This is a genomic window from Kribbella alba, assembly GCF_039529635.1.
In the GTDB taxonomy this organism is placed as follows: Bacteria; Actinomycetota; Actinomycetes; order Propionibacteriales; family Kribbellaceae; genus Kribbella; species Kribbella alba.
Window position 1 is genome coordinate 19,030 of the sequence record NZ_BAAANE010000003.1, and the last position, 26,183, is coordinate 45,212.

General features: G+C 67.9%; 28 protein-coding genes and 1 tRNA gene. 21 read left to right on the forward strand and 8 right to left on the reverse strand.

What is annotated here, in order from left to right; translation table 11 throughout:
* Positions 1-2 precede the first annotated feature (2 nt).
* Entirely contained in the window at positions 3-746 is a 744-nt protein-coding gene (locus tag ABD210_RS04390; RefSeq protein ID WP_344109006.1) for a FadR/GntR family transcriptional regulator, read from the reverse strand.
* Between the two features lie 131 nt (positions 747-877).
* Here ABD210_RS04390 and ABD210_RS04395 point away from each other — a divergent pair, with 131 nt between their 5' ends.
* The 6 genes from ABD210_RS04395 to gabT all read left to right on the forward strand — a co-directional run bounded on the left by ABD210_RS04395 (position 878) and on the right by gabT (position 8,383).
* Positions 878-2,311 carry an aminobutyraldehyde dehydrogenase gene (locus ABD210_RS04395; RefSeq protein WP_344109008.1) on the forward strand — a complete coding sequence of 478 codons (1,434 nt, stop codon included), beginning with the start codon at positions 878-880 and terminating at the stop codon, positions 2,309-2,311.
* 11 nt (positions 2,312-2,322) lie between these two features.
* Complete coding sequence (locus ABD210_RS04400) at positions 2,323-3,408, forward strand: ABC transporter ATP-binding protein (RefSeq protein ID WP_344109010.1); 1,086 nt, start codon at positions 2,323-2,325, stop codon at positions 3,406-3,408.
* A gap of 31 nt (positions 3,409-3,439) precedes the next feature.
* The gene (locus ABD210_RS04405; RefSeq protein ID WP_344109012.1) at positions 3,440-4,651 is read left to right on the forward strand and encodes an extracellular solute-binding protein; all 1,212 of its coding nucleotides are present in this window, start codon (positions 3,440-3,442) and stop codon (positions 4,649-4,651) included.
* 746 nt (positions 4,652-5,397) lie between these two features.
* Entirely contained in the window at positions 5,398-6,258 is an 861-nt protein-coding gene (locus ABD210_RS04410) for an ABC transporter permease (protein WP_344109014.1), read from the forward strand.
* Positions 6,258-7,067: an ABC transporter permease gene (locus tag ABD210_RS04415; protein WP_344109016.1), complete on the forward strand. Its 810-nt coding sequence runs from the start codon at positions 6,258-6,260 to the stop codon at positions 7,065-7,067. The genes ABD210_RS04410 and ABD210_RS04415 overlap by 1 nt, the downstream gene beginning before the upstream one ends.
* Entirely contained in the window at positions 7,064-8,383 is a 1,320-nt protein-coding gene (gabT, locus tag ABD210_RS04420; protein WP_344109018.1) for a 4-aminobutyrate--2-oxoglutarate transaminase, read from the forward strand. The genes ABD210_RS04415 and gabT overlap by 4 nt, the downstream gene beginning before the upstream one ends.
* A 392-nt stretch (positions 8,384-8,775) precedes the next feature.
* Here the strand turns inward: gabT and ABD210_RS04425 are convergent, their stop codons facing one another.
* Both ABD210_RS04425 and ABD210_RS04430 read right to left on the reverse strand, forming a co-directional pair.
* A complete protein-coding gene (locus ABD210_RS04425) occupies positions 8,776-9,264 on the reverse strand; it encodes a MarR family winged helix-turn-helix transcriptional regulator (RefSeq protein WP_344109020.1) in 489 nt (162 codons plus the stop codon).
* Complete coding sequence (locus ABD210_RS04430) at positions 9,261-10,550, reverse strand: nicotinate phosphoribosyltransferase (protein WP_425552634.1); 1,290 nt, start codon at positions 10,548-10,550, stop codon at positions 9,261-9,263. Before ABD210_RS04430 ends, ABD210_RS04425 begins: the two co-directional genes overlap by 4 nt.
* Positions 10,551-10,647: 97 nt before the next feature.
* Between ABD210_RS04430 and clpS the strand changes: the two genes are divergently transcribed.
* The 9 genes from clpS to ABD210_RS04475 all read left to right on the forward strand — a co-directional run bounded on the left by clpS (position 10,648) and on the right by ABD210_RS04475 (position 16,886).
* Positions 10,648-10,935: an ATP-dependent Clp protease adapter ClpS gene (clpS, locus tag ABD210_RS04435; RefSeq protein WP_344109024.1), complete on the forward strand. Its 288-nt coding sequence runs from the start codon at positions 10,648-10,650 to the stop codon at positions 10,933-10,935.
* Positions 10,932-11,489, forward strand: a complete 558-nt coding sequence (locus tag ABD210_RS04440) for a DUF2017 domain-containing protein (protein ID WP_344109026.1) — start codon at positions 10,932-10,934, stop codon at positions 11,487-11,489. Before clpS ends, ABD210_RS04440 begins: the two co-directional genes overlap by 4 nt.
* Before the next feature lie 51 nt (positions 11,490-11,540).
* Positions 11,541-12,698 carry a baeRF10 domain-containing protein gene (locus ABD210_RS04445; protein ID WP_344109028.1) on the forward strand — a complete coding sequence of 386 codons (1,158 nt, stop codon included), beginning with the start codon at positions 11,541-11,543 and terminating at the stop codon, positions 12,696-12,698.
* Positions 12,699-12,708: 10 nt separating this feature from the next.
* Positions 12,709-13,686 (forward strand): aldo/keto reductase, encoded by a 978-nt coding sequence (locus tag ABD210_RS04450; protein ID WP_344109031.1) that lies wholly within the window; start codon positions 12,709-12,711, stop codon positions 13,684-13,686.
* 70 nt (positions 13,687-13,756) lie between these two features.
* On the forward strand, positions 13,757-14,212 hold the full coding sequence (locus ABD210_RS04455) for a M67 family metallopeptidase (RefSeq protein ID WP_344109033.1): 456 nt from the start codon (positions 13,757-13,759) through the stop codon (positions 14,210-14,212).
* A 1-nt stretch (position 14,213) separates the two neighbouring features.
* Positions 14,214-14,492, forward strand: coding sequence for a MoaD/ThiS family protein (locus ABD210_RS04460; protein WP_344109036.1), 279 nt, complete (start codon positions 14,214-14,216; stop codon positions 14,490-14,492).
* Between the two features lie 2 nt (positions 14,493-14,494).
* Positions 14,495-15,442: a PLP-dependent cysteine synthase family protein gene (locus ABD210_RS04465; RefSeq protein ID WP_425552623.1), complete on the forward strand. Its 948-nt coding sequence runs from the start codon at positions 14,495-14,497 to the stop codon at positions 15,440-15,442.
* A 102-nt stretch (positions 15,443-15,544) separates the two neighbouring features.
* Complete coding sequence (locus ABD210_RS04470; RefSeq protein ID WP_344109038.1) at positions 15,545-16,321, forward strand: DUF2267 domain-containing protein; 777 nt, start codon at positions 15,545-15,547, stop codon at positions 16,319-16,321.
* 10 nt (positions 16,322-16,331) lie between these two features.
* The gene (locus tag ABD210_RS04475) at positions 16,332-16,886 is read left to right on the forward strand and encodes a hemerythrin domain-containing protein (protein ID WP_344109040.1); all 555 of its coding nucleotides are present in this window, start codon (positions 16,332-16,334) and stop codon (positions 16,884-16,886) included.
* Between the two features lie 3 nt (positions 16,887-16,889).
* Here the strand turns inward: ABD210_RS04475 and ABD210_RS04480 are convergent, their stop codons facing one another.
* On the reverse strand, positions 16,890-17,258 hold the full coding sequence (locus tag ABD210_RS04480) for a hypothetical protein (RefSeq protein WP_344109042.1): 369 nt from the start codon (positions 17,256-17,258) through the stop codon (positions 16,890-16,892).
* A gap of 168 nt (positions 17,259-17,426) precedes the next feature.
* Here ABD210_RS04480 and murI point away from each other — a divergent pair, with 168 nt between their 5' ends.
* A complete protein-coding gene (gene murI / locus ABD210_RS04485) occupies positions 17,427-18,230 on the forward strand; it encodes a glutamate racemase (RefSeq protein WP_344109044.1) in 804 nt (267 codons plus the stop codon).
* 96 nt (positions 18,231-18,326) lie between these two features.
* Positions 18,327-19,073 carry an MBL fold metallo-hydrolase gene (locus tag ABD210_RS04490; protein WP_344109046.1) on the forward strand — a complete coding sequence of 249 codons (747 nt, stop codon included), beginning with the start codon at positions 18,327-18,329 and terminating at the stop codon, positions 19,071-19,073.
* Between the two features lie 289 nt (positions 19,074-19,362).
* On the opposite strand, the gene ABD210_RS04495 is transcribed toward ABD210_RS04490, so the two are convergent.
* Positions 19,363-20,544 carry a Gfo/Idh/MocA family protein gene (locus tag ABD210_RS04495; RefSeq protein ID WP_344109048.1) on the reverse strand — a complete coding sequence of 394 codons (1,182 nt, stop codon included), beginning with the start codon at positions 20,542-20,544 and terminating at the stop codon, positions 19,363-19,365.
* A gap of 145 nt (positions 20,545-20,689) precedes the next feature.
* Here ABD210_RS04495 and ABD210_RS04500 point away from each other — a divergent pair, with 145 nt between their 5' ends.
* The 4 genes from ABD210_RS04500 to ABD210_RS04515 are packed head-to-tail and all read left to right on the forward strand — an operon-like array spanning position 20,690 to position 23,430.
* Positions 20,690-21,514, forward strand: a complete 825-nt coding sequence (locus ABD210_RS04500) for an SGNH/GDSL hydrolase family protein (RefSeq protein WP_344109050.1) — start codon at positions 20,690-20,692, stop codon at positions 21,512-21,514.
* A 10-nt stretch (positions 21,515-21,524) separates the two neighbouring features.
* On the forward strand, positions 21,525-22,241 hold the full coding sequence (gene rph / locus ABD210_RS04505; protein ID WP_344109052.1) for a ribonuclease PH: 717 nt from the start codon (positions 21,525-21,527) through the stop codon (positions 22,239-22,241).
* Complete coding sequence (gene rdgB / locus ABD210_RS04510) at positions 22,238-22,846, forward strand: RdgB/HAM1 family non-canonical purine NTP pyrophosphatase (RefSeq protein ID WP_344109054.1); 609 nt, start codon at positions 22,238-22,240, stop codon at positions 22,844-22,846. Before rph ends, rdgB begins: the two co-directional genes overlap by 4 nt.
* Positions 22,846-23,430: a hypothetical protein gene (locus ABD210_RS04515; protein WP_344109056.1), complete on the forward strand. Its 585-nt coding sequence runs from the start codon at positions 22,846-22,848 to the stop codon at positions 23,428-23,430. Before rdgB ends, ABD210_RS04515 begins: the two co-directional genes overlap by 1 nt.
* 37 nt (positions 23,431-23,467) lie before the next feature.
* Here the strand turns inward: ABD210_RS04515 and ABD210_RS04520 are convergent.
* The 3 genes from ABD210_RS04520 to bcp all read right to left on the reverse strand — a co-directional run bounded on the left by ABD210_RS04520 (position 23,468) and on the right by bcp (position 26,040).
* A tRNA-Leu gene (locus tag ABD210_RS04520) sits at positions 23,468-23,548 on the reverse strand.
* A gap of 50 nt (positions 23,549-23,598) precedes the next feature.
* Complete coding sequence (locus ABD210_RS04525; protein ID WP_344109058.1) at positions 23,599-25,227, reverse strand: substrate-binding domain-containing protein; 1,629 nt, start codon at positions 25,225-25,227, stop codon at positions 23,599-23,601.
* A gap of 345 nt (positions 25,228-25,572) precedes the next feature.
* Positions 25,573-26,040, reverse strand: coding sequence for a thioredoxin-dependent thiol peroxidase (gene bcp, locus ABD210_RS04530; RefSeq protein WP_344109060.1), 468 nt, complete (start codon positions 26,038-26,040; stop codon positions 25,573-25,575).
* Positions 26,041-26,183 lie beyond the last annotated feature (143 nt).

Consider the following 26,183-nt stretch of genomic DNA (forward strand, 5'->3'; position numbering starts at 1 on the left):
GGTCAGTCCTCCATCGCCAGTCTGAGGTCGATCAGGCGTGCGGTCGAGTCAGCCACGCGCTCCTCGGCCGCGGCGCGGGCCGCGTCGGGGTCCGTGCGGCCGATCGCGGAGACGACCGTGCGGCAGCTCTGCACGGTCAGGCGATGGCTTTCGTCGTCGCCGAAGGCTAGCCAGAGGAGCGTGCCCACCTCGGCCTGCAGGCTCACTTCAGCCCGGTAGAGCCGCGTCGATTGCGCCGTCGCGGCGACCTCGATGTGGAACTGCGCGTCGGCACGACGCCGCGCGCCGGCACCCACAGCACTGTCGAGCGCGTCGCAGACTGCGTCGAGCCGCTTGACATCTTGCGGCGTGGCTCGTTCCGCGGCCAGCCGGGCCGCGGTGCCGGCGATCGCGCTGTAGTGGTCACCGAGATCGCGCAACTGGGCGAGGCTCAGCTCCTCCAGCCGGTCGCGCACGATCGAGGTCGACATCTCTTCCTTGGCGTTGACGAAGCTCCCACCACCGCGTCCGCGCCTGGTCTTGATCAGGCCGCGCAGCCGCAGCGCCGACAGGGCCTCACGGATCGTGGTGGTGGAGACGCCGAAGATGCCGGCCAGGTCGGCCTCGCCGGGGAGCTGCTCGGAATCGGGCAGCAGGCCGAGCGCGATCGCGTCGGTGAGTCGCCGGGCCACCAGCTCGGAGCGGCTCAGTGACTCCAGCGGCGCGAAGACTGCCGCCGCCCCACTGCCGTAGAACCGCAGCGCCATCCAGCCCCCACCTCCTCACCCACCGAACGGACACAGCTCCGACACAGTTCCGGCCTCTTCTCGCCGATCGCTTGAACTTTAACATCTGGTTTCATATGTTTACGCAATCCTGCCGAGCCGAGGAGAGCGTGATGCGAACCGTTCAGAACGTGATCGACGGGCAACCGCGGGACGCGATCAGCGGCGCCACCAGCGAGCTCGTGGATCCCGCCACGGGCAAGGTCTTCGGCACGGCTCCGTTGTCCGGCGCCGAGGACGTCGACCAGGCCTACCGTGCTGCCGCCGAAGCCGCTGCCGGCTGGGCAGCCGCCACGCCGTCCGAGCGGCAACGCGCACTGCTCCGGTTCGCGGACCAGATCGAGGCGCGCGCGGACGAGTTCGTCGCCGCCGAGTCCGAGAACACCGGCAAGCTGCTGGAGCTCACCCGCACCGAGGAGCTCGCAGTACTGGTCGATCAGTTGAGGTTCTTCGCCGGTGCCGCCCGGATGCTGGAGGGCAAGTCGGCTGGTGAGTATCTGGCCGGTCATACGTCCTGGGTCCGCCGGGAGCCGATCGGAGTCGTCGGTCAGGTGACCCCGTGGAACTACCCGATGATGATGGCGATCTGGAAGTTCGCCCCGGCCGTTGCCGCCGGCAACACGGTGGTGTTGAAGCCGGCCGAGACGACCCCGGTGACCACCGTGATGCTGGCGGAGATCGCGGCCGAGGTGCTGCCGCCCGGCGTACTGAACGTCGTCTGTGGTGATCGGGACACCGGGCAGGAGGTGGTTTCGCATCCGACGCCGGACCTGGTCAGCATCACCGGCTCGACCCGCGCGGGCACGCAGGTGGCGAGCGCCGCGGCCCTGGATCTCAAGCGGACTCACCTGGAGCTGGGCGGGAAGGCGGCGGCGGTGGTCTTCGCCGACGCGGACCTGCCCGCGGCGGCCGAGGCGATCGGCGTCGGCGGCTACTTCAACGCCGGACAGGACTGTACTGCGGCCTGCCGGGTGCTCGTGCACGAAAGTGTTCACGACGCCTTCGTGGAAACGCTCGCCGACTGGGCGCGATCCAACGCCCGGGCGGGGTTGGCCGACGACGCCGACGCGTTGTTCGGGCCACTCAACAGCAGCGTCCAACTCCAACGGGTGCAGGGTTTCCTCAGTCGGCGGCCGTCGCACGCCGAAGTCGTACTCGGTGGAAAGCGTCCCGGCGGAGCCCTTGCGGACGGGTTCTTCCACGAGGCGACCATCGTCACCGGGTTGCGGCAGGAGGACGAGCTGATCCAGGACGAGGTCTTCGGTCCGGTGATCACCGTCCAGCCGTTCAGCGACGACGACGAGGCGCTGCGGCTGGCCAACGGCGTGCAGTACGGGCTCGCCTCCAGCGTGTTCACCAGCGACCACTCCCGGGCGCTGCGGATGTCGTCCCGGCTGGATTTCGGCTGCGTCTGGATCAACACGCACATCCCGCTGGTGGCCGAGATGCCACACGGCGGCTTCAAGCACTCGGGGTACGGCAAGGACCTGTCCATGTATGGGTTCGAGGACTACACCCGCGTCAAGCACGTGATGTCGGCCTTCTGAGGACAAGCTTGATGACGACACCTCTCACTGACTCGCCCGTCACCGGGACCGCTCCGCCCGCGACGGCCGTCAGCCTGCGCGGGCTGCGCAAGACGTTCGGGCCGGTGACGGCCGTGGACGGGATCGACCTGGACGTCGCCGAGGGCGAGTTCTTCTCGATGCTCGGACCGTCGGGGTCTGGCAAGACCACCGTGCTGCGGATGATCGCCGGATTCGAGGAGCCGACCGAGGGCCGCATCCTGCTCGGTGGCGCCGATGTCACCGGCCGGCCGCCGTTCGCGCGGGACGTCAACACGGTCTTCCAGGACTATGCGCTGTTCCCGCACATGAGCGTGCTGCAGAACGTCGAGTACGGCCTGCGGGTGAAGCGGGTCGAACGGCGGCTCCGGCGTCCGCGTGCGCTGGAGGCCCTGGAGACGGTTCGGCTGAGCGGGTTCGAGGACCGGCGGCCGCATCAGCTGTCGGGCGGTCAGCGGCAGCGGGTCGCGTTGGCCCGTGCACTGGTCAACCGTCCCAAGGTGCTGCTGCTCGACGAGCCGCTCGGAGCGCTCGACCTGAAGCTGCGCCGGGAGATGCAGATCGAGCTCAAGGCCCTGCAGCGCGATGTCGGGATCACCTTCGTGTTCGTCACCCACGACCAGGAAGAGGCCCTGACCATGAGCGACCGGATCGCCGTCTTCAGCGGTGGCCGGATCGAGCAGGTGGCCGCACCCGCCGAGCTGTACGAGCACCCGGCCACCGCCTTCGTCGCTGGGTTCGTCGGCACCTCGAACCTCCTCGAAGGGCCCGTCGCGCGGGCCGTGCTCGGTCGCGAGGGACTATTCACCGTCCGGCCCGAGAAGATCCACATGCAACCGCGCGACGCCGTCGCCGTCGCCGTCGCCAGCAGCTTGTGCACCGCGGACGGGGTGGTGCGCGAGGTCGTGTACCTCGGCTCGGCCACCCAGTCCGTCGTCGACCTCGATGCCGGCGGCTCATTGATCGTCCTCCAGCAGAACCTGCGGGGATCCGTCCAGGACAAGCTCGACCTCCGCGGTTCCGCGGTCAGATTGACGTGGCTCCGCGAACACACCGTCGCCATCGGCGGTCCGGCATGACGCCCCAACCCCTCCTTGTTAGGAGCTTCCGATGAAGTCACTGGTCAAACTCACGGCCGTGACTGGCCTGTCTCTGCTCGCCCTCGTCGCGGCCTCCTGCGGCACCTCGAAGGACAGCAGTTCGGACAACGCCGCGGCGAACCCCGGGTTCACCGCGCCGGACCTGCCGAAGCTCGACAAGGTCGGCACCGGTGAAGGCAAACTCAGCGTGCTCGCGTGGCCCGGCTATGCCGAGGACGGCACGAACGACCCGAAGGTCGACTGGGTCACGCCGTTCGAGAAGAAGACCGGCTGCCAGGTCACCGTGAAGACCTTCGGCACCTCGGACGAGGCCGTCAGCCTGATGAAGACCGGCGCGTACGACGTGGTGTCCGCCTCGGGTGACGCGTCCCTGCGGCTGATCGCCGGCGGTCAGGTCGAGCCGGTGAACACCGACCTGATCCCGAACTACGCCGACATCTACCCGTTCCTCAAGAACCGCCCGTGGAACTCCGTGAAGGGCCAGATGTACGGCGTACCGCACGGCTATGGCGCGAACCTGCTGATGTGGCGCACCGACAAGGTGAAACCCGCGCCGACTTCCTGGGGCGTAGTGTTCGAGGCGGACTCGCCGTACAAGGGCAACGTGACGGCGTACGACTCGCCCATCTACATCGCCGACGCCGCGATGTACCTGATGGCGAAGAAGCCTGACCTGGGGATCAAGAACCCGTATGCGCTGGACGACAAGCAGTTGCAGGCCGTGGTGGACCTGCTGAAGACGCAGAAGACGATGGTGTCGGAGTACTGGTCCGACTACCTCAAGGAGGTGCAGGCGTTCACCAGCGGCAACTCGGTGGTCGGGACCACCTGGCAGGTGATCGCGAACGTGGCGACCGGCGAGAAGGTGCCGGTGTCCGTCACGGTTCCGACCGAGGGCGTCACCGGCTGGTCGGACACCTGGATGGTCAGTGCGACCTCGAAGAGCAAGAACTGCGCCTACCTGTGGATGGACCACATCGTCAGCCCGGAGGCGAACGCGGCGGTGGCCGAGTACTTCGGTGAGTCGCCGTCCAACGGCAAGGCGTGCGGGCAGACCGCGGACAAGAAGCACTGCGAGACGTTCCATGCGGGCGACCAGGCCTACTCGGAGAAGATCTGGTACTGGACCACCCCGATCGAGCAGTGCCTGGACGGTCGTACCGACGTGAAGTGCACTGACTACGGCAAGTGGACCCAGGCCTGGACCCAGATCAAGGGTTGACGTCCTCTCTGCCAGAACGGCGGAGATTCCAACCACTACGCGGAGGTAGCGAGTTTGCGACGTGTGTGCGGGGCTCACTTTCTCGACCCGGTCAGCAGCCTTGTGCTCGAGGCGACAGACGAGGGCGCCCCAGCCACTGGCCAGGATCCCCCGGTTCAGTCCTGCCTTCGCGCGGCGCCGGTTCGGGAGATAACGGCCGGTCCGTTCGGCGTCCGCTCGGGGCTTGGGGCGCCTGGTCATCTGTGCGATCCGCAGATCTTCGACACGGATGACATCGAAGCGCCGGGCAAGGTCGGTGCTGGTCTTCTCCACCCAGTCCCCGGTGCTCAGTGCTGCCGAGACTTTCACTCCACGGTCCAGGCCGACAACCGTCCCTGTGTCCGGTGCTGGGATCGGCGGCGGGATCACGGCGAACGCGATATACCAGCGGCCCACTCGGTCGCGGGTTACGCGGTACGACTTCGCGTCGGGAAGACGGCGAGACAAACGGAATCGCACCCAGCCGATCTTCGGTACGTTGACCGCGGCCCATCTTCTGTTCAGTTGGCTGATCCGCGATGCCTGCGGCCCAACGATACGGAACCCGTCCTTCCGCCCGGCCACCTGCTGTACATCAGTCGGGTACATCCGAAACCGGGACATGGAAGCGATCCAATCAGCCGGCACCGACAGTTCCGAGTCGCTGAAGGGAGGCAGTCGCGGGTCCTCTCGGCTCTCAACGACGAGGTTTCACCGCGACCACTTCAATGAGCACCCTCCGTCGACCTCTCCACCGCCGCCCGCGGGTTCGTCTGGCGTTGTTGCTCGGGCCACCGATGCTCTGGCTCGGTGTCGCGTACCTGGGCGCGCTGGCGGCGTTGTTCGTCACGGCCCTCTGGTCGCAGAACAGCTTCACCGGACTGGTCGAGCGGAACTGGACGCTGGACAGTTTCCGCACGCTGTTCACGGTCGACGTTTACCGGACCATCGCGCTGCGCACGGTCGGGGTCGCCGTCCTGGTGACCGTGATCGACGCGGTGGTCGCCTTCCCGATCGCGCTCTACATGTCGAAGGTCGCGCGGCCCGGACTGCGGCGGTTCCTGCTCGTCGCGGTGCTGATGCCGTTATGGGCGAGCTATCTGGTCAAGGCCTACGCCTGGCGCGGGATGTTCTCCGAAGGTGGCCTGGTGTCGTCGATCGCCGGGCTCGTGGGGCTGAACTCGCCGGGTTATGGGCTCACGGCAACTATCGTGACGCTGGCCTATCTGTGGCTGCCGTACATGATCCTGCCGATCTATGCCGGCCTGGAGCGATTGCCCAACTCGTTGCTGGAGGCGTCGTCCGATCTGGGGTCCAAATCGCTCGGGACGGTACGGCGGGTCGTGCTGCCGATGGTGTTCCCCGCGGTGGTGGCCGGGTCGATCTTCACCTTCTCGCTGACACTGGGCGACTACATCGCGGTGCGCATCGTCGGTGGAACCAACCAACTGCTGGGCAACGTGGTCTACGACAACGTGGGCGCGGCGAACAACCTGCCCTTCGCCGCCGCGGTGGCGACGGTTCCCGTGGTGGTGATGCTGGTCTACCTGGCCGCGATCCGCCGTACGGGTGCGATGGAGAGCTTGTGATGACGATCTCGCGGACGACCCGGATCGTGCTGCGGTGCCTCACCGTGCTGATCCTCGGGGCGATCTATGTGCCGCTGGCGTTGGTGCTGGTCAACTCGTTCAACGTGAACAAGACCTTCGCCTGGCCGCCGCGGGACTTCACCCTGGAGTGGTGGAAGCGGGCCGCGGAGAGCCAGGGGGCATTGGACGCGCTGTGGGTCAGTGTGCGGGTCGGCCTCGCGGCGACGGCGATCGCGCTGGTGCTGGGGACGATGATCGCGTTCGCCCTGCAGCGGTTCAAGTTCTATGGCCGGGACGCGGTGTCGCTGTTGGTGATCCTGCCGATCGCGTTGCCGGGCATCGTCACCGGGATCGCGCTGAACAACGCGTTCCGGACCATCCTCGGGTGGGAGCTCGGCTTCATCACCATCGTGGTCGCGCATGCCACCTTCTGCATCGTGACTGTGTTCAACAACGTGATCGCAAGGCTCCGGCGGATGGGATCCGCGCTGGAGCAGGCCTCGGCGGACCTCGGCGCGTCCGCGTTCACCACCTTCCGGCTGATCACTTTTCCGCTGCTGCGGTCGGCTCTGCTCGCGGGGGCGCTGTTGGCGTTCGCGCTCTCGTTCGACGAGATCATCGTGACCACCTTCACGGCCGGTGCCCAGCAACAGACCCTGCCGATCTGGATCTTCAACAACCTCTTCCGGCCGAACCAGGCGCCGATCGTCAACGTGGTCGCCGCCGCGCTGATCGCCGTCTCGGTAATCCCGGTCTGGCTGGCACAGAAACTCTCGGGCGACGCGGAATCACTAGGGGCTGGGCGATGACGGTTTCACAGCAACGATCACTGCTGACCAAGATCCCCGGGCCGCGCTCGGTGGAGCTGCTCGCGCGGAGCCGACAGGCGGTGGCGCGTGGGGTCGGGATCACTTTGCCGGTGTTCATCGAGCGCGCCGGCGGCGGCATCCTGGTCGATGCCGATGGCAACCACCTGATCGACTTCGGGTCGGGGATCGCGGTGACGAACGTGGGGAACTCGGCCGAGCGGGTGGTGGCCGCAGTACAGGAGCAGGTGGCTCGGTTCACGCACACCTGCTTCATGGTCACGCCGTACGACGGGTATGTGTCGGTGTGCGAGGCGTTGAACCGGTTGACGCCCGGTACGCACGAGAAGCGGTCGATGCTGGTCAACTCCGGGGCCGAGGCGGTGGAGAACGCCGTCAAGATCGCGCGGGCGCATACCGGGCGTGATGCGGTGGTCGTGTTCGACCACGGGTATCACGGGAGGACCAACCTGACGATGGCGATGACGGCGAAGAACCTGCCGTACAAGGACGGGTTCGGGCCGTTCGCGCCGGAGGTCTATCGGGTGCCCACGTCGTATCCGTTCCGCGAGCCGGTGCCGATCACCGGCGCCGAGGCGGCTGCTCGTGCCGTCGGTGCGATCGAGAAGTACGTCGGGGCCTCGAACGTGGCCTGCGTGGTGCTCGAACCGATCCACGGCGAGGGCGGCTTCGTCGTACCGGCTCGGGGTTTCCTCCCTGCCGTGGCCGCGTGGTGCCGTGAGAACGGCGTGGTCTTCGTGGCCGACGAGATCCAGACCGGCTTCGGGCGCACGGGGGACATGTTCGCCTGCTCGGCCGAGGGCGTCGTGCCGGACCTGATCACCCTGGCCAAGGGCATCGCCGGCGGACTGCCGCTCGCTGCCGTGACCGGGCGCGCGGAGATCATGGACGCCGCACAGGTGAGCGGGCTGGGCGGGACCTATGGCGGCAACCCCGTCGCCTGCGCAGCTGCCCTCGGCGCCATCGCGACTCTGGAGGAGCTGGATCTGCCGGCCCGGGCTCGCGAGATCGAGTCCATCATGCTGCCTTTTCTCCAAGACCTGGCCGAGCGTCACCCAGTGATCGGCGACGTCCGGGGACGAGGCGCCATGCTGGCCATCGAACTGGTCGACTCTGCCGGCGTGCCTGACCCTGTGACGACAGCCGCCATCGCCAAGGCCTGCCACGCCGAGGGGCTGGTCGTCCTCACCGCCGGCACCTACAGCAACGTCCTGCGCTTCCTCCCCCCGCTGGTCATCCCCCTCGACCTCCTCCACGAGGGCCTCGGCATCCTGGCCAAGGCTTTCGACGGCCGCTGAGCTTCTCGAAGGGTCGGCGGACATATTGTTTACAGATACTCGAGACCTGCAAGCGATACGTTTGCCGCGAGAGGAGCTCTCATGGGCGCCGAACCGGACCCAGTACTTCGTCCGTCGCTGTCGGCCGATGTGGGCTCTGTCCAACATTCGGTGTAAGTCGGATCGCGAGACGGCTCCTCGGCGGGCTCGATTAGCGGGTTGGGTCGGCCAGATCTGGGGACCTCGGACACCTACAGGGGACCGGGGACAAGGTATTTCATGTCCGAGGTCCCGACTTGGTGTCCGAACCCCCGACAACTGGCCCGCCACCCCAACCCGTCGTATACACCGTTAGCGAGATGGTCCGCCGGTGTGCGCTGGAATCCGGCGCGTCAAGCATTGGGTAGCCACCGCTAGGAGGGGAGGGCCTCGATGTTGGCGGTGATGGTCCAGAGGAGGTTTCGGAGCAGGCGGCGGTCTTCCGGGGCGATGCCGCTGAGTGCGCGGCGGCCTGCCTGGGCGTGGAGTTCGCGGACGGTGTGGGCCACCTCGGTGCCGTGGTCGGTGAGCTCGATGCTGACCTGACGGGCGTCCTTGTCGTTCTTCACCCGGCGCACGAGCCCGGCCGCCTCCATCCGCTGCGTCGTGCGGGTGGCGGTCGGGACCTCGACGTCGAGCACCTTGGCCAGCTGGGCGACCGGCAGTGAACCGAGGTGGAGCAGCTTGGCGAGCACGATCTCCTGGCCGGTGTGGACGCCGCTGCCGGCCAGCTCGTCGCCGACGGCCTTCCGTGCGGCACGATCGGCGAAGCGCAGTGCGATCAGGATGTCGGCCTCAGTCGCCGGCGCATCCGGCGACCACCGCGGCCCTGCCGCTTCCGTACTGCGTTCCGTGGCGCTCACATCGCGCTCCTCGGGGCGAACGGGTTGCGGGCATCGAAGTCGCCGATGTACTCGGTGGGAATCGCGGGCTCGCCACGGCTGAGCTGGCTCGCGCTGCGCGGGAGTTCGTCGCGGACCTTGAGGTGATGGGCCTGGGACTCGGCCGGCGTGGTCCGGCCGACGATCTTGCCGGCCTCGACCAACGGCTTCAGCAGCATCCGGTCGTCGCCGTCGTCCTCGGGTGGCTCGCCGACGCCGATCAGCTCGACCTCGGCGACACCCTGGGGGGAGCGGCGGCGCAGCGCGTACTTGCGGCCGCCGATGGAGATCTTGTCCGGGCTTCTCTTCGCGACCGGGACCATCGTGCCGCCGGAGTCTTCCCGCGACACCAGCTTGTAGACGAACCCGCAGGTCGGGTAGCCGCTTCCCGTCACCAGCGACGTGCCCACGCCGTACCCGTCGACGGCGGCCGGCGCGAGGGCTGCGATCTGGTACTCGTCGAGGTCGCTGGTCACGATGATCCGGGTCTTGGTCGCCCCCAGCGAGTCGAGCTGGTCACGGACCTGGCCGGCCAGCGACGGCAGGTCGCCCGAGTCGAGCCGGACCGCGCCCAGCTCCGTACCGGTGACGGAGATCGCCATCGCGACCGCCTCGGTCAGGTCGTAGGTGTCGACCAGCAGCGTCGTTCCCTTGCCGAGGGCATCGACCTGGGAGACGAACGCGTCTCGCTCGGAGTCGTGCAGCAGCGTGAAGGAGTGCGCGGCCGTGCCGGCACTGGGAATTCCGAACCGGCGCGCCGCTTCCAGGTTGGAGGTGGTCGCGAACCCCGCGATGTACGCCGCCAGTGCCGAGGCGACGGCTGCCTCCTCGTGGGTCCGGCGCGAGCCCATCTCGATGCAGGGGCGGCCGCCGGCCCACCAGGTCATCCGGGACGCAGCCGAGGCGACGGCGGAATCGTGGTTCAGGATCGACAGGAAGACGGTTTCCAGCAGCACCGCCTCGGCGAAGCTGGACTCCACCACCAGCACCGGGGAACCCGGGAAGAAGATCTCGCCGTCGGCGTAGCCGGAGATGTCGCCGCTGAACCGGTAGTTCGCCAGCCACTGGCAAGTAGCCTGATCGACGATGCCGTGGTCGGCCAGGAAGGTGAGTTCCGGCTCCCCGAAGCGGAACCGCTCGAGCGCGTCCAGGAGGCGGTTCACCCCGGCCACCACGCCGTACCGGCGGCCGTCGGGCAGGCGCCGCGCGAACAGTTCGAAGGCGGAACGGCGATGTGCCGTACCGTCGGCCAGACTGGCCTGCAGCATGGTCAGCTCGTAGTGGTCCGTCAGCAAGGCGGTCGAGGGTGCTGTCACAGGGGCAGCCTATTGCGAGTCCGGAACCGATAGTGGAGAGAATGGTCAGGTGACCACCGCACCAAGCGAACTCGAAAGCCCCGAAGTCGACGAGGCGATCGAGCTGAGCCCACCGTGGGTGACGATCGTCTGGAACGACCCGGTGAACCTGATGGACTACGTCACGTTCGTCTTCCAGACGTACTTCGGCTACTCCAAGTCGAAGGCGGAGAAGCTGATGATGCAGGTCCACCAGGAGGGCAAGTCGGCCGTGTCGAACGGCAACCGCGAGGCGATGGAACGCGACGTCGAGGCCATGCACACCTATGGCCTCTGGGCCACCTGCGAGAAGTCGTGACGAGGTTCCGCCGGCGCAAGAAGACCGTCATCGTCAGCTTCGCCGAGCACGAAGCCGACATCCTGGCCAACCTGCTCCGCAACCTGGTCGAGCTCTTGTACGACGGGATGCCGCCGCGCGTGTCGGAGTCCAGCGACCCACTGGCGGCACTGCTGGACAACGACGGGCCTACCTCGCCGCCGGAGGACGTAGTACTGCAGCGCCTGCTGCCGGACGCGTACAAGGAGGACGACAATGCCGCGGCCGAGTTCCGGCGCTTCACCGAGCGGGGGCTCCGCGACGGCAAGGTGTCCGACGCCAAGCGGGTGCTGGCAGCGCTGGAGGGATCCTCGGCGGTCGACGACGGCATCACCCTGGAACCGGACGACCAGCTCTCCTGGCTCCGCGCCCTGAACGACCTCCGGCTCGCGATCGGGACCCGCCTCGACATCAAGGAAGAGGACGACTACGGCGTCTGGGAGAAGCTCCCGGACGACGATCCGCGCCGCCTCACCTACGACCTCTACGACTGGCTCGGCTACCTCCAGTCGGCGCTCCTCCACAACATGCGCTGACCGCGCATGATGACCGGCCGGAGGGGTACCCACCCCGCCGGAGGGCGATCGATGATCACTTCGGAAACTGTTCAGCGCATCATCCGCCTCGACGGCGGCGGTCTGCCGATCGTCTCGCTGTACGTCCGCGTGCCGGCGGACTACGGCGAGCGGGACCGCCTACACAGCTACGTCCACAGTCTGCTGGCTGACGTCCGTGAAATGGCGCAGGACAAGTCGATCGATCGGGACGCGCGGCTGTCACTCCGCGGCGACCTCGAGCGGATCGAGCAGACCTTCCAGGAAGGGGAACCCCCGGCCGGCGCGGTGGCCGTCTTCTCCTGCAGCCGCCGCGACATCTACGAGGTCGTCAACCTGCCCCGCCCGGTCCGCGAACGGGCCGTGGTGGATGAGACGCCGTTCGTCCGCCCGATGCTGGCCGTGCTGGACGAGTACCGCCGGTGCTGCGTGGTCGTCGTCGACGAGGCGTTCACCCAGCTCTGGGAGCTGTACCAGGACGAGCTCGAGGAGCTCCGCAGGTTCCGGGATCCGGCCCTGCGCAAGCCGGACTTCGCCTACGGCTTCAAGGAGTTCACCATCCACAACCGGGTCCGCGAACTGGCGAAGCGGCACTACCGGAACACAGTGACGATGCTGGAGGGACTCTTCCGCGGGAACGCTTTCGACGTCATCGCGGTGGGCGGCCACGACTACGAGACACGGCCCTTCCTCGAGTCCCTGCCGCCGCGGCTGCGCGAGCGAGTCGCCGGGACGTTCGTGATCGACGCGAAGACTGCCACCCGCAACGACATCAAGCAGCAGGCGGGCGAGGTCCTCGAGCGGTACGAGCGCGAGGAGGAGCGGCGGCTGGTCGAGCAGACGCTGGAGCGGGCTGCCGCCGGCGGATGGGCCGCGGTCGGCCTGTCCGACTGCCTGTGGGCCGGGAGCGTAGCTGCGATCGAGAAACTGCTGGTCCAGGAGGACGCGATCGTGCCGGGAGTGGTCTGCGACGAGTCCGGCTGGCTGGGCACCGCGGGCGAGACCTGCCCGCTGTGTGGCAAGCCGTTGCGCCAGACCCCCGACATCCTGGACGAACTGGCCCAGACCGTCATCGACGAGGGCGGGTCGATCGAGCATGTCGAGGCCGACACCCAGCTGAAGGCACTGCTCGCCGCCGCGGAACTGCGGTTCCCGTTGCCGCCGAAGCCTGGAGGTCAGCCCGCCGACTAGGGTTGACCGCATGGAGAAGCGGACGCTTGGGCGGACTGGACGGGATGTCGGCGTGGTCGGGCTGGGAGCCTGGCAGCTTGGAGCCGACTGGGGCGAGGTCGACGAGGGCGACGCGCTGGCGGTGCTGAACTCGGCCGTCGAAGGCGGCGTGACCTTCATCGACACGGCCGACGTGTATGGCGACGGCCGGAGCGAGCGGCTCGTCGGACAGTTGCTGAAGGACCACAAGGGCCTGACGGTCGCCACCAAGATGGGCCGGCGGGTCGAGCAGCGCCCGGAGAACTACGACCTGGACGCGTTCCGCGCCTGGAACGACCGCTCCCGGGAGAACCTGGGTGTCGACACGATTGATCTGGTCCAGCTGCACTGCCCGCCGACCGAGGTCTACTCCACCGACGAGGTGTTCGACGCGCTCGACACCCTGGTCCAGGAGAAGCGGATCGCGGCTTACGGAGTGAGCGTGGAGACGTGCGCGGAAGCACTCACCGCGATCGCCCGGCCGAACGTGGCCAGCGTGCAGATCATCCTGAACGCGTTCCGGCTGAAGCCGCTCGACGAGGTGCTCCCGGCCGCGGTCGAGGCGGGGGTCGGCATCATCGCCCGGGTCCCGCTGGCGAGCGGCCTGCTGTCCGGCAAGTACGACGAGAACACCACCTTCGGCGAGGACGACCACCGCAACTACAACCGCAAGGGCGAGGCGTTCGACGTCGGCGAGACCTTCTCCGGCGTCGACTTCGCGACCGGGCTGGAAGCAGTCAAGCGGCTGGTCCCGCTGGTCCCCGAGGACGCGACGATGGCCCAGTTCGCGCTCCGCTGGATCCTGGACCAGCCCGGCGTGTCCGTGGTCATCCCCGGCGCCCGCAACCCTTCGCAGGTCGCCGGCAACGTGGCCGCAGCCTCGCTGACCCCCCTCGGCCCGGACCAGCTGAGCGCAGTACGGGGCGTCTACGACGACCTGATCCGGCCGCAGGTGCATAACCGCTGGTAGTACCTGTCCGCATAGTGGACCGACCCCGGCGTTGTCAGGGCCGGTTCCGCGGTCGCCGTACCGTGGTCCCGTGCTGATCATCGAGACCGCTACGTACGACGCGATCGTGGCGCACGCGCGGCGGGATCACCCGGACGAGGCGTGCGGCGTGGTCGCCGGGCCGGCCGGTTCCGACCGGGCCGAGCGGTTCATCCCGATGCTGAACGCGGCGATGTCGCCGACGTTCTACGAGTTCGACTCGGGTGACCTGCTCAAGCTCTACAAGGAGCTGGACTCCCGCGACGAGGAGCCGGTGGTGATCTACCACTCGCACACCGCCACGCAGGCCTACCCGTCGCGCACCGACATCAACCTCGCCGGCGAGCCGGGCGCGCACTACGTGCTGGTCTCGACGCGGGACGGTGCGGACTCGCCCTCGTACGACGGACCGGTCGAGTTCAGGTCGTACCGGATCATCGACGGCGAGGTCCAGGAAGAAGAAGTGCGCGTGGTTGGTTCATATGAAGAGACAGAAGGAGAAAGCTGAGATGGCGATCGAACTGCGCGTTCCGACGATCCTGCGCACCTACACCGGCGGCGAGAAGGCCGTGAACGGGGCCGGCAGCACGCTGGAGGAGTTCATCGACGACGTGAACGGCGCCCACCCGGGCCTGAAGGAGCGGATCGTCGAGGGCGAACCGGGCGAGCTGCGCCGGTTCGTGAACGTGTACGTGAACGACGAGGACGTGCGGTTCACCGGCGGCCTGCAGACCGGGGTCAAGGACGGCGACGTGGTCGTCGTACTACCTGCCGTCGCGGGCGGCTGATCGTGCGTTTCGACAGCCTGCTCGACTCGGTCGGTGGTACGCCGCTGGTCGGCCTGCCCAAGCTGTCCCCGTCCGCGGACGTGAGGTTGTGGGCCAAGCTGGAGGACCACAACCCGACCGGGTCGATCAAGGACCGGGCCGCGCTGCGGATGCTGCTGGACGCCGAGAAGGACGGGCGGCTGCGGCCGGGCAACACCATCCTCGAGCCGACCTCGGGCAACACCGGGATCTCGCTGGCGATGGCAGCCAAGCTGCGCGGCTACCGGATGGTCTGTGTGATGCCGGAGAACACCTCCGAGGAGCGCCGGCAGATCCTGCGGATGTGGGGGGCCGAGATCATCTCCTCCCCGGCCGCGGGCGGTTCGAACGAGGCGGTCCGGGTGGCGAAGCAGGTCGCGGAGGAGCACCCCGACTGGGTGATGCTCTACCAGTACGGCAACCCCTCGAACGCGGCCGCGCACTACGACGGCACGGCGCGGGAGATCTTCACCGATCTGCCGTCGGTGACCCACTTCGTCGCGGGACTCGGCACCACCGGCACGTTGATGGGCGCCGGGCGGTTCTTCCGGGAGCACAAGCCCGAGGTCCGGATCGTCGCCGCCGAACCCCGGTACGGCGAGCTGGTGTACGGCCTGCGCAACCTGGACGAGGGCTTCGTGCCTGAGCTCTATGACGAGACGCTGATCGACGCGAGGTTCTCCGTCGGCCCGCGCGACGCCGTACGCCGGGTCCGCGAGCTGCTGGACAACGAGGGAATCTTCGCCGGGATCTCCACCGGCGCCATCCTGCACGCGGCCCTCGGCCAGGCAGCCAAGTGCGTCCGCGACGGCGAGTCGGCCGACATCGCCTTCGTGGTGGCCGACGGCGGCTGGAAGTACCTGTCCACCGGCGCCTACGAAGGCACCATCGACGAAGCCGAGGATCGGCTGGAAGGCCAACTCTGGGCCTGATCCATCCCGCGATCGAGTGGTCCGTAGTGCGTGAGCACTCCCTGTTCGTGTGGTCCGCGGGGGCGGAACTCTTCCTAGGCTGGCTCTGGGAGGTGGGCGGCCATGGACTATCAGAAGTTCGTCGGGATCGTTCAACGGGAGGCTGGCCGGGTCAGCCGCGAGGTGGCAGAGCTTGCCACCCAGGCGACCTTCCAGACCTTGGCGGAGCGGCTGTCGCGCGGGCAGGCCAGGGATCTGGTCCAGCAGTTGCCCGGCTCGGGGCCGTGGCTGTTCCCTGACAGCGACAAGGAGCCCCTGCGCTACGACGAGTTCCTGCTGCGGGTGGCCAAACGCGAGGGGGTCGACGAGGCCACAGCCGAACGCCACGCGAAGGCGGTGTTCGCCGCGCTCGGCCGGGCGATCGACCCCGACGAGCTGGCCGACCTGATCGCCGACCTGCCGCAGGACTTCGCGCCGCTGGTCGCCGAGGCGCAGGGACGGATCGACCAGCGGACCCCGGCCGACGAGCTGGTACGCCGGGTCGCCGAGCGCGGGCACCTCCACGTCGACCAAGCCGAGCGTGCGGTCGAGGCAGTCTTGGAGACGCTGGCCGAGCGGCTGGCGCCAGGGGAGGTCGACGACCTGATCGCCCGGCTGGACCGAGACTTCCACCCGGTGCTCGAGCGCGGGAAGAACGGTCAGACGACGGCGACCCGCCGGATGGACCGGATGGAGTTCTTGCAGCGGGTGGCCGATCGCGCCGGCATTTCTCCTGAGGAGGCGTTCGACCAGGCCCGGGCGGTGTTCACCACCCTCCGTGACGCCCTGCCCGGCGGGGAGTTCTGGGACATCGCCGCGGAACTGCCGGCCGAGTACGCCGCGCTCTGGTCGGCGAGGTAGGCGCTGAGCCATGGCCGCGGACGTGATCGAGCTGATCAAGCAGGACCACCGCGAGATCGAGCGGCTGTTCGAGCAGGCGGACCAGCACCCGGCCAGGCGACCTCTGCTGAAGCCGTCCCTGGCCGCGCTCCTCATCGCCCATGATCGTGCCGAGGAGGAAGCGGTCTACCCGGCGGTCCGCGAAGCAGGTGCCGAGGACCTGATCGTGCGGAGCCAGCAGGAGCACCTCAAGACCGAGGACCTGCTCGCCAAACTGACTCGGGTGGACGCCGACGATGCCGCGTTCGACACGGTCCTGACGCAGTTGTCCGACCTGGTCACCGCCCACGTGAAGCTGGAGGAGTCCGAGGTACTGCCCGCGCTGCGGGAGCACCTTGACGAGCAGCAGCTGGGGTCACTCGCCGAGGAGTTCCTCCGCAGTCGCACGAAGCACTACGGGGAACTACCTCTCGTCCGGCCGATCGGGGTGCTCAGGCAGCAGGCGTACAACGCCGGCCTGGTCGGCATCTCCGACCTGGCTAAGAGCGACCTGGAAGATCTGCTCTGGAAGCTGTCCGCCAGTTGACGGTTACGACGGTTGTTTGAAGAGCAACTTTCGTCCTAGTCGGGGATGCGTGCCACGGCCCTTGCAGCTGTTGCAAGGCCGGGTGGCGTAGCTGAACAACGAGCCCTTGTGCCGTCCGGCCCCCTTGCAGCGATTGCACTTGGCGTTCGGATGCAGGCCGAGCGAGATGACGTAGACGGCGAAGGCGGCGATCGCGAGCAGCAACAACATGCCGGTCGGCCCGATGCTCGAGGCGACGTCTGCGGGTGTGCTGGACGTGGTCGTTTCCGCAGCCTGGCTGGCGGCGTGCCCTGCGGCCGCGGCGTTGCTGGGTTGCGGATTCGGTGCGGTGGTGGAGGTCAGAGCCACCACGATGTGGACTGCCAGATTCATGGCGTCGCTGGGGGCGGTCGGAAACACATCCGTCCAGAGTGGCTTGGGTCACGTCACAAAGCAATTCCTGACAGTAAAGATGTGGATAACTCCGGCGTGTCGTTCGCAGACTCAGGTAAGCCTCACCTACAAGGCTTCCGCTCGTGACCACAGGCTAGGGTTTGAGCCGTGGCAGACGCACCGATCGGCATCTTCGACTCCGGCTTCGGAGGGCTCACCGTCGCCCGTGCGGTGCTCGACCAGTTGCCGCATGAACCGATCCTCTACCTCGGCGACACGGCCCGTCAGCCGTACGGCCCGCTGCCCATCGCCGAGGTCCGCGAGTACGCGCTCGAATGCCTGGACCACCTGGTCGAGGGCGGCGTCAAAGCGCTCGTCATCGCCTGCAACTCGGCCAGCGCGGCCATGCTCAGAGACGCCCGCGAACGGTACGACGTACCGGTGGTCGAGGTGATCCTGCCGGCGGCCCGTCGCGCGGTCGCCGCGACCCGCAACCAACAGGTCGGGGTGATCTGCACCAGGGCGACGGCTGCGTCCCAGGCCTACGACGACGCGTTCGCCGCGGCCCCGCAGGTGGAGCTGCTGACCCAGGCCTGCCCGAGCTTCGTGGACTTCGTGGAGCGCGGGGTGACTTCCGGGCCGGAGCTGCTCGCGGCCGCGCACGAATACCTTGATCCGCTGGTCGCTGCGGGTGTCGACACGCTGATTCTCGGCTGCACCCACTACCCGCTGCTGACGGGTGTCATCTCGTACGTGATGGGCGACCAGGTGACGCTGGTGAGCAGCGCCGAGGAGTGCGCCAAGGACGTCTACGGCGTACTGACCAAGAGCGGGCTGCTGCGCCCCGACGAGCTGCCCGAACCGCAGCACCGCTTCGTCACCACCGGCAACCCCGCCGAGTTCGCTGCCATCGGGTCCCGCTTCCTCGGCCCTGTCATCTCCGGTGTCGACCAGTTCGCCTGGATCCGTTGACCCTCGGGACACTGTTGTCCAAGGCACCGACGCCACAATCGTCCTGCGCCACAACCATTCCTGCGAAGGCCGCAACCCGCCGGTAATGTTCAAGCTATGAAGCTCACCGTGCTCGGCTGCTCCGGGTCCGTCCCCGGGCCGGACTCGCCCGCCTCGAGCTATCTGGTCACCGCGGACGGATTCAACCTGATCCTGGACCTCGGCAGCGGCTCGCTCGGCGCACTTCAGCGCTACCTGAGCGTGCCCGAGATCGGCACGATCTGCCTGTCCCACCTGCACCCTGACCACTGCATGGATCTCTGCGGGCTGTACGTCGCGGCGAAGTACTCGCCGGCCTCGCCCTTTCCCCGCATCCCGGTGTACGGGCCGCCCGGAACGGCGAGCCGGATGGCGCTTGCCTATGACCTGCCCGACGACCCGGGCATGGAGGAGGAGTTGGAGTTCCACACCTGGCAGGAAGTCCAGCAGATCGGGCCGTTCACCGTGCGGACGACTTCGGTCGTGCACCCCGTCCCGGCGTACGCGATCAGGGTTGAGCACGGCAACAAAGCGCTCGTCTACACGGGCGACACCGGACCGACCGACGCACTGGTCGAACTGGCCCGCGGCGCGGACCTGCTGTTGTCGGAGGCGGCCTTGCAGGACAACGATCCGAACAACCCGCTCAGGCTGCACCTGACCCCGGCGGATGCCGGCGAGCAGGCCAAGCGAGCCGGCGTGAAACGTCTTGTCATCACCCACGTCCCGCCGTGGTTCAACCGCGACCACCAGACCGAAGCCGCGCGCCGCACCTTCCCCGGCGAAGTCCTCACCGCCACCCCGAACGCCACCTACGACATCTGACGGACTTCGTCAGACTGTCCGACGGGATCCGTCTGCGCACTTGGACCAGCGGGTACGCCGAGCGCGGCGCCCGGCGGTGATCCTCGTGCGTGGCGGATCCGGCTCTGGGACTACCTGCAGCCGCCAGTTGTGGGGGGCTCGGACAGCTACTGGGGACCGCGGACACGAAATAGCCTGTCCGCGGTCCCCAGTAAGTGACCGAAGTCCCCAGACCTGGCGGGGTGGCGGCGACTTCGACCACCCACGGCAGGTCTTCTCGGGTCAGTCCACGAACTCGACGCGTCCTCAGTCAGTCGCGGGTCTGGCCGCGGTCGAAGTAGTCGACCAAGGAGGCGTCGAGCGGTGGGACGTCGATGGGGGTCCCGTTGGAGCGGAGGGAGGTGGTGGCGGCGTACCCGGCGGCGACGGCGGCGCGGGCGGCGACCGGAGACGTGAGAGTCGCTCCACCCTCGCGGACGAAGCGGACGAACTCGCCGACCAGGCGTGGATCCGCCCCCGCGTGACCGCCTGCCGCCTCGGGGATCTCGACGACCTGGTCGGCGTCCTCGCGGTAGCCCGAGCGCCCGCTGTTCCATACCTTCACGACGCCGCCCGAGGTGTCACCGAAGTTCTCCAGCCGTCCAGCTGTGCCGATCACCGTGTAGTTGCGCCAGTAGTCCGGCGTGAAGTGGCACTGCTGGTAGGTGAGGAAAACCCCGTTGTCCAGTTGGAGATTCGCCATCGAGAGATCCTCGACGTCCATCACCGGCGCCATCCCCTGCTGCGACAGCGGAGGCCAGTTGTCCTCGGAGACGAACTCGTTGAACCGCTGCCCGGACCGATCGAGCCGGTCCTCGATCCCGCCGTACAGGACCAGCCCGCCGAGCGCGTTCGCGCGCGTCGTGTAGCCGTCGGCGAGCCAGTGCATCACATCGATGTCGTGGGCACCTTTCTGCAGCAGCAGGCTGGTGGTGCGGCGACGGTCGGCGTGCCAGTCCTTGAAATAGAAGTCGCCGCCGTGCCCGACGAAGTGCCGGCACCAGATCGCCTTCACCTCACCGATCGCGCCCGACTGGATCAGCTCCCGCATCGTCTGTACTACGGGCATGTGGCGCATGTTGTGCCCGACGTACAGGCGTGATCCGCTGTCATAGGCGACCTGGAGGACGCGGTCGCAGCCCGAGGTGGTGATCGCCAGCGGCTTCTCGACGAACACCGCTACGCCCGCCTGGAGGAAGTCGATCGCCGGGTCCTCGTGCAGGTCGTCGGGCGTGGTCAGGAAGACCCCGTCCAGTTTCAGGTCCAGCAGTTCGCGATGATCGGCGTACGCCGTGGCTTCGGGCAGCTCGGTCAAGGTGGCCGTGCGCTGCGCCTCGGCGGGGTCGCACACGGCGACGATGCGGGATCCCTCTCCGGGCTTGTGCGCGTGCCGCGCCAGCTTGCTGCGGGCACCCAGTCCGACGACGCCGAACCGAAGGTCTTCTGTACTCATGAGCCAGGCTCCTGCACGTAGATGATTGCAGGAGCCTATGTCTGAACAGTTCCGCCCTTCAACACCCATTTCATCCTTCGGTGTCAACCGATCGGCCACCTGGGTCTCACCCGGGCATCGCTCGATGGCGTCACCATGACGGAACGTGAGCCTCCACTATGTGGCACTGGGCGACTCGACCACCGTGGGTGTCGGGGACCCGATGAACGGCAGTACGACGGACCTTTCCGGTGCCGGTGCGCGTCCAGGGGAGGGGTGGCGGGGCTGGGCCTCGCTGCTCGCCGACTCCCTGGGCAGTTCCCACCGTGTGACGTTCTCCAACCTCGCGACCAGCGGCGCCACCGCGCCGATGGTGGCGACCGAACAACTTCCCGCGACGGGCACCGGCCCGATCGAGCTCGCCTCCCTGATCGTCGGGGTGAACGACACCCTGCGGTCGACCTTCGACCTGGGCCAGATCCGGGACTGCCTGCAGCAGTGCGCGGAACACCTCACCAGCCGAGGAGCCCTGCTGCTCACCGTCCGCTTCCACGATCACGGCCAGGTCTTCGGGCTGCCGTCCTGGTTGCGCCGGCCGCTGTGGCAGCGGATCGAGCAGGTCAACACTGTGTACGACGACCTGTACGTGAAGTTCGGCGGCATCCGGATCGACATGGCGGACTACCCGGAGGTGTATCGCCGGGACTTCTGGAGCGTGGACCGGTTGCACCCGGGGGAGCGCGGGCATCGCCAGCTGGCCCGGGCCTTCGCCGACGAACTCGGCCGGCACGGCATGCGCATCGCAGTACCTCCCGCTCTGGACTGCGTCGGCCAGACGCCGAGCAAGTGGGCGGACGCCGTCTGGATGGTCCGCGAGGGAGTTCCGTGGCTCGGCCGGCGGGCCGGCGACCTCACCCCGTGGGCCGCCCGGATGGCCCTCACCCAGCTTCGCCCGGCGGCCAATGCGGAGGTGCAGCGGCTCCGGGCATAGGGTTTCGGGCATGGCTCGTATCGATGGACGTACCCCTGATCAGCTCCGGCCGGTGACCCTGACCCGGAACTGGCTCGACCACGCCGAGGGATCGGTGCTGATCGAGTTCGGCCGGACCCGGGTGCTCTGCGCGGCCAGCGTCACCGAGGGTGTGCCGCGCTGGCGCAAGGGGTCCGGCCTGGGCTGGGTGAGCGCGGAGTACGCGATGTTGCCGCGCTCGACCAACACCCGCTCGGACCGTGAGTCGGTGAAGGGCCGGATCGGCGGCCGGACGCACGAGATCTCCCGGCTGATCGGCCGCTCGCTGCGCGCGGTGATCGACTACAAGGCGCTCGGCGAGAACACGATCCTGCTGGACTGCGACGTGCTCCAGGCCGACGGCGGCACGCGTACCGCGGCGATCACCGGCGCGTACGTCGCACTCGCCGACGCGGTGTCGTACCTGCGGGACCGCAAGGCGCTCAAGGGCGAACCGCTGACCGGCTCGGTGTCGGCTGTGTCCGTCGGCATCATCGACGGGATCCCGATGCTCGACCTCTGCTACGAGGAGGACGTGCGGGCCGAGACAGACATGAACCTGGTCCTCACCGGCGACGGCAAGTTCATCGAGGTGCAGGGCACGGCCGAGGGCGCCCCCTTCGACCGGGCAGAGCTCGACAGCCTGCTCGAACTCGGTACTGCGGGCTGTGCCGAGCTGACCAAGCTCCAGCAGGAAGCGCTGTCATGAGCAAGGTGCTGCTCGCCTCGAACAACCAGAAGAAGCTCGAGGAGCTCCGCCGCATCCTCACCCCGATCGTGCCCGGCATCGAGGTGCTCGGCCTGGCCGACGTCACGCCGTACGAGGAGCCGGCCGAGACCGAGCCGACCTTCGAGGGCAACGCGCTGCTCAAGGCCCGGGCCGCCGTGGCGGCGACCGGCCTGCCCTCGATCGCGGACGACAGCGGGATCTGCGTCGACGCGCTGAACGGGATGCCGGGAGTGCTGTCCGCGCGCTGGTCCGGCCCGGCGAAGGACAACCACGCCAACAATCTGCTGCTGCTCGGTCAACTTGAGGACGTGCCGGACGAGCGCCGGGGAGCCGCCTTCGTGGCGGCCGTCGCGTTCAGTCGGCCGGGCGCCGAGGACGAGATCGTCCGTGGCGAGATGCGCGGCTCGGTGATCCGGGAGCTGCGCGGCACCGGCGGTTTCGGGTACGACGTGCTGTTCCAGCCGGACGGGTACGACCGGACCACCGCCGAGCTGTCCATCGAGGAGAAGGACGCGATCAGCCACCGGGGCAAGTCCCTGCGGGCGATCGCGCCGATCGTGGCCAAGGCGTTGGGGGAAGTCTGATGTTGTTCGCGGGTTCCGATCGTGACGGGGTCGCCGACGGGCGGATCACCACCGCCTACCGGCGCTGGTCCGAGGCTCGGGTGGTCGAGGGGCGGATCTACCGAACCAACGCCGGCCGGATCGAGGTCGAGAGCGTGCGGGAGGTCAACCCGGACCTGATCGCCGACAACGACGCCGACGTGATCGCAGCCGACCGCCAGAACGCCAAGGACGTCCGCCGCCGGTTGCGCGGCAACGAGGACTGGCCGACCTTCCTGATCAAGTTCCACCTGGTCGAAGGCCCGGACCCGCGCGACGAACTGGCCGCGCAGACCGACCTGTCGGCGGACGACCTCGAAGACCTGAAGGCCCGGCTGGCCAAGCTCGACGACCTGAGCCGCCACGGCGCCTGGACCACAGACACGCTCCGCCTGATCCAGTCCAAACCAGCCACCCGAGCCGGCGACCTGGCCGCCGAGGTAGGCCGCGACCTGGCCGGCTTCAAGCTGGACGTCCGCAAACTCAAGAACCTGGGCCTGACCCACAGCCTCGAAACGGGCTACGAACTAAGCCCGCGCGGCCAGGCGTACCTGTCGTCCCTCTGAGCGGGGGGATCCGGGTTCGTAGTACAGGAAGAGCTTGTGCCAGAGGCGGGACTCGAACCCGCACACCCGAAGGCACCGGCACCTAAAGCCGGCGTGTCTGCCATTCCACCACTCTGGCTCGGAGACCTGCTCCCCAGGACATCTTAGGGAGCAGGTCTCCGGCTTCGCTCAGCGACTCTGCAGGGCGTCGATGAAGACCTGCTGCAGGTCCGTCGGGTTGCGGGCCACATAGGCCTGACCGCCCGTCGCCTGGGCCAGTTGCCTGAGCTCGGTGCCGTCGACGTCCGGGCCCATACCGAGGGCGATGATGCGGACCGGGCGGGCCGGGTCGCGGAGCCCCTCGAGGGTCTGGATGGTCTGCTGCAGGGTCGGGCTGCCCGGGTCGTCGTTCTTCCCGTCGGTGAACAGCAGGACCGCGTTCACCGCGCTGGAGTCGTAGTTCGACCGGACCGCCTTCACCGCGGCGATGGCCGTGTCGAACAACCCGGTGCCACCGTTGGGTATCGCCTTCTGCGCTTTCAGGCTGGTCAGCATCTTGTTCCGCTGCGCCTGGGTGAGCTTGGAGATCGGGACCAGTTCGCGGAAGTCCGCGCCGTACGGCCCGATCTTGGTCGAGAACGACCACAGCCCGAGAGCCGCGTTGTCCGGGAACAGCTTGAGCCCCTTCGCGGCGGCATCGATGGTGAGCTGCATCCGGGTCTTGTCGCCGACCTTCTGGTTCATCGAGCCGGACACGTCGATCACCGCGATCGAGTGCGCCGACAGCGACAGCCTGGTCCAGTCCAGCAGTGCCTTCTGCACCGCTGCCGCGGTCGGCTTGGTCAGCTGGGTGATGTCGCCGACCCCGCGTCCGCCGGCCAGCGGCGACAGCAGCGGGTCGCGGAATCCCGCGTCGTCGCGGGCCTGGCTGAGCCCGTCCGACAGCATCTCCTCGGCGAGCGCCTTGGCTGCCTCGGTGATCGCTGCGTTGTCCGACTTGGCGGTGACCGCGATCGGGTAGTCGAGCACGAGCGTGCCGGTCTGCGGCACGACAGCCTTCAACTGGACGTCCGGGTGCTCTTCCTGGAACTTGACGAAGCTCTGCTCCGAGGCCGGCACGACGACGTCGGAGTTGTCCTGCCCGGCCCGGCCGAACAGTCCGGTCGGGTCTATGTACGGCTTCGGCATCGAGCCGAGCCGCTGGGCGATCGGCACCATCACAGCCGCCACCTGGTTGTTGGTGGTGGAGGTCTTCGCCCGCTCCTGCCCGATCGAGAGCAGGGTCAGCGCGCCCGCGGACGTGGTCAGCGGGTCGAGCAGCGCCGGCTGGACGCCGCCCTCGAACGCGCCGAGCCAGGATGAGGTGTTGGCGAAGTTCTCACTCCGGCCGACGAGCACCAGTGGTGAGGTGGCGATCGACGGGACCGCGACGGTCGGGACCGATTGGCCGTCATCGGCCTGAGCGACCCACAGCGACGAGTCCGGCACCCAGAGGTCGGGGCGGTTGTCACTGCCGGACGCGATGTCCTTGGCATCCGTCGCGGACGGGACCGCGGTGATCGTGAACTGGTAGCACGGCGCGTTGCTGTCCTTCTTCGTGGACAGCGCCTTCGCCGCGGACTCCAGCTGTGGCTGCATCTCGGGCGTGGTGTGGAGCTGGATCTGGGTCGGGTCGTCGCACGACCCACCGCCCAGGAACCCGTCGGCACCCGATGACGATCCGAAGGAGCGGACCACAAACACGGCGCCCAACGACAACACCAGTAGGCCGACGGCGGTCAGATACACCGGACGACGGTTGTTGTTACTTTTCGTCACCGCAGAGGAATGTTTTCCCATCGCGGCAGGTCCCTCCCTCCCAGAGGCAGACTGCGCGCGCAGATTACCCGGTTTGCACTGGTCAGGGCGACGACCTCGACCGGGATTGACCTGCTTGACACGAGCGTGCAACTGGACGCCGGATGCCTGTGCAGTACTGCTCATCGCCGCTGAGCAGTGAAACGGTGACAGAGGGTAGGCCGACGGCTCCGATCAGGTGAGATCGGAGTGTGATCCAAATCACAGCGTTCGTCTGCTCAAACGACCGTTGTATGGACCAGGGCTCATGAAACGGTCGGGGGTTTCCCAGCCTGTTGTCCTGACAAGCGGGCCAGGCGGTAGCGATCAGAGGCCGAGGTCCCGGCGGAGCTTGGCGACGTGGCCGGTCGCCTTCACGTTGTACTGCGCGATCGCGATCTTGCCGTCCGGGTCGATCACGAAGGTGGACCGGATCACCCCGGTGACCTTCTTGCCGTACATCGTCTTCTCGCCGAACGCGCCGTACGCCATGAGCACGTCCTTGTCCGGGTCGCTCAGCAGCGGGAAGGTGACGCCGTCGCGCTCGCGGAACTTCGCCAGCTTGGCCGGCTTGTCCGGCGAGATTCCCAGTACGGCGTACCCGGCCGCGGCGAGCGAGTCCAGCGAGTCGCGGAAGTCGCACGCCTGCTTGGTGCAGCCGGGGGTCATCGCCGCCGGGTAGAAGTACACGATCACGTTCTTGCCGCGCAGTTCCTTCAGCGCCACATCGTTGCCGTCGGCATCGGGAAGGGTGAAGTCGGGTGCGGCGTCGCCGACGGACAGACGTTCGGACATCAGGCCCCTCCAGGTGATCAATGACTATCCGACATTCTGCCACTGTGTGAATTCACATCTACTCCGGCAGCGCCGCCACCGCCATCGAGGTCACCGTCGACATGACCCGCCTCGCCTAGCCCGCATTTGCGCCCCGTCCCACG

Excerpts from the sequence above, each read along its gene's own strand:
- ABD210_RS04390 (WP_344109006.1), bottom strand. The coding sequence starts at position 746 with ATGGCGCTGCGGTTCTACGGCAGTGGGGCGGCGGCAGTCTTCGCGCCG.
- ABD210_RS04395 (WP_344109008.1), top strand. The coding sequence starts at position 878 with ATGCGAACCGTTCAGAACGTGATCGACGGGCAACCGCGGGACGCGATC.
- ABD210_RS04400 (WP_344109010.1), top strand. The coding sequence starts at position 2,323 with ATGACGACACCTCTCACTGACTCGCCCGTCACCGGGACCGCTCCGCCC.
- ABD210_RS04405 (WP_344109012.1), top strand. The coding sequence starts at position 3,440 with ATGAAGTCACTGGTCAAACTCACGGCCGTGACTGGCCTGTCTCTGCTC.
- ABD210_RS04410 (WP_344109014.1), top strand. The coding sequence starts at position 5,398 with ATGAGCACCCTCCGTCGACCTCTCCACCGCCGCCCGCGGGTTCGTCTG.
- ABD210_RS04415 (WP_344109016.1), top strand. The coding sequence starts at position 6,258 with ATGACGATCTCGCGGACGACCCGGATCGTGCTGCGGTGCCTCACCGTG.
- gabT (WP_344109018.1), top strand. The coding sequence starts at position 7,064 with ATGACGGTTTCACAGCAACGATCACTGCTGACCAAGATCCCCGGGCCG.
- ABD210_RS04430 (WP_425552634.1), bottom strand. The coding sequence starts at position 10,550 with ATGCTGCAGGCCAGTCTGGCCGACGGTACGGCACATCGCCGTTCCGCC.
- ABD210_RS04445 (WP_344109028.1), top strand. The coding sequence starts at position 11,541 with ATGATCACTTCGGAAACTGTTCAGCGCATCATCCGCCTCGACGGCGGC.
- ABD210_RS04450 (WP_344109031.1), top strand. The coding sequence starts at position 12,709 with ATGGAGAAGCGGACGCTTGGGCGGACTGGACGGGATGTCGGCGTGGTC.
- ABD210_RS04460 (WP_344109036.1), top strand. The coding sequence starts at position 14,214 with ATGGCGATCGAACTGCGCGTTCCGACGATCCTGCGCACCTACACCGGC.
- ABD210_RS04470 (WP_344109038.1), top strand. The coding sequence starts at position 15,545 with ATGGACTATCAGAAGTTCGTCGGGATCGTTCAACGGGAGGCTGGCCGG.
- ABD210_RS04475 (WP_344109040.1), top strand. The coding sequence starts at position 16,332 with ATGGCCGCGGACGTGATCGAGCTGATCAAGCAGGACCACCGCGAGATC.
- ABD210_RS04480 (WP_344109042.1), bottom strand. The coding sequence starts at position 17,258 with ATGAATCTGGCAGTCCACATCGTGGTGGCTCTGACCTCCACCACCGCA.
- ABD210_RS04490 (WP_344109046.1), top strand. The coding sequence starts at position 18,327 with ATGAAGCTCACCGTGCTCGGCTGCTCCGGGTCCGTCCCCGGGCCGGAC.
- ABD210_RS04495 (WP_344109048.1), bottom strand. The coding sequence starts at position 20,544 with ATGAGTACAGAAGACCTTCGGTTCGGCGTCGTCGGACTGGGTGCCCGC.
- rph (WP_344109052.1), top strand. The coding sequence starts at position 21,525 with ATGGCTCGTATCGATGGACGTACCCCTGATCAGCTCCGGCCGGTGACC.
- rdgB (WP_344109054.1), top strand. The coding sequence starts at position 22,238 with ATGAGCAAGGTGCTGCTCGCCTCGAACAACCAGAAGAAGCTCGAGGAG.
- ABD210_RS04515 (WP_344109056.1), top strand. The coding sequence starts at position 22,846 with ATGTTGTTCGCGGGTTCCGATCGTGACGGGGTCGCCGACGGGCGGATC.
- bcp (WP_344109060.1), bottom strand. The coding sequence starts at position 26,040 with ATGTCCGAACGTCTGTCCGTCGGCGACGCCGCACCCGACTTCACCCTT.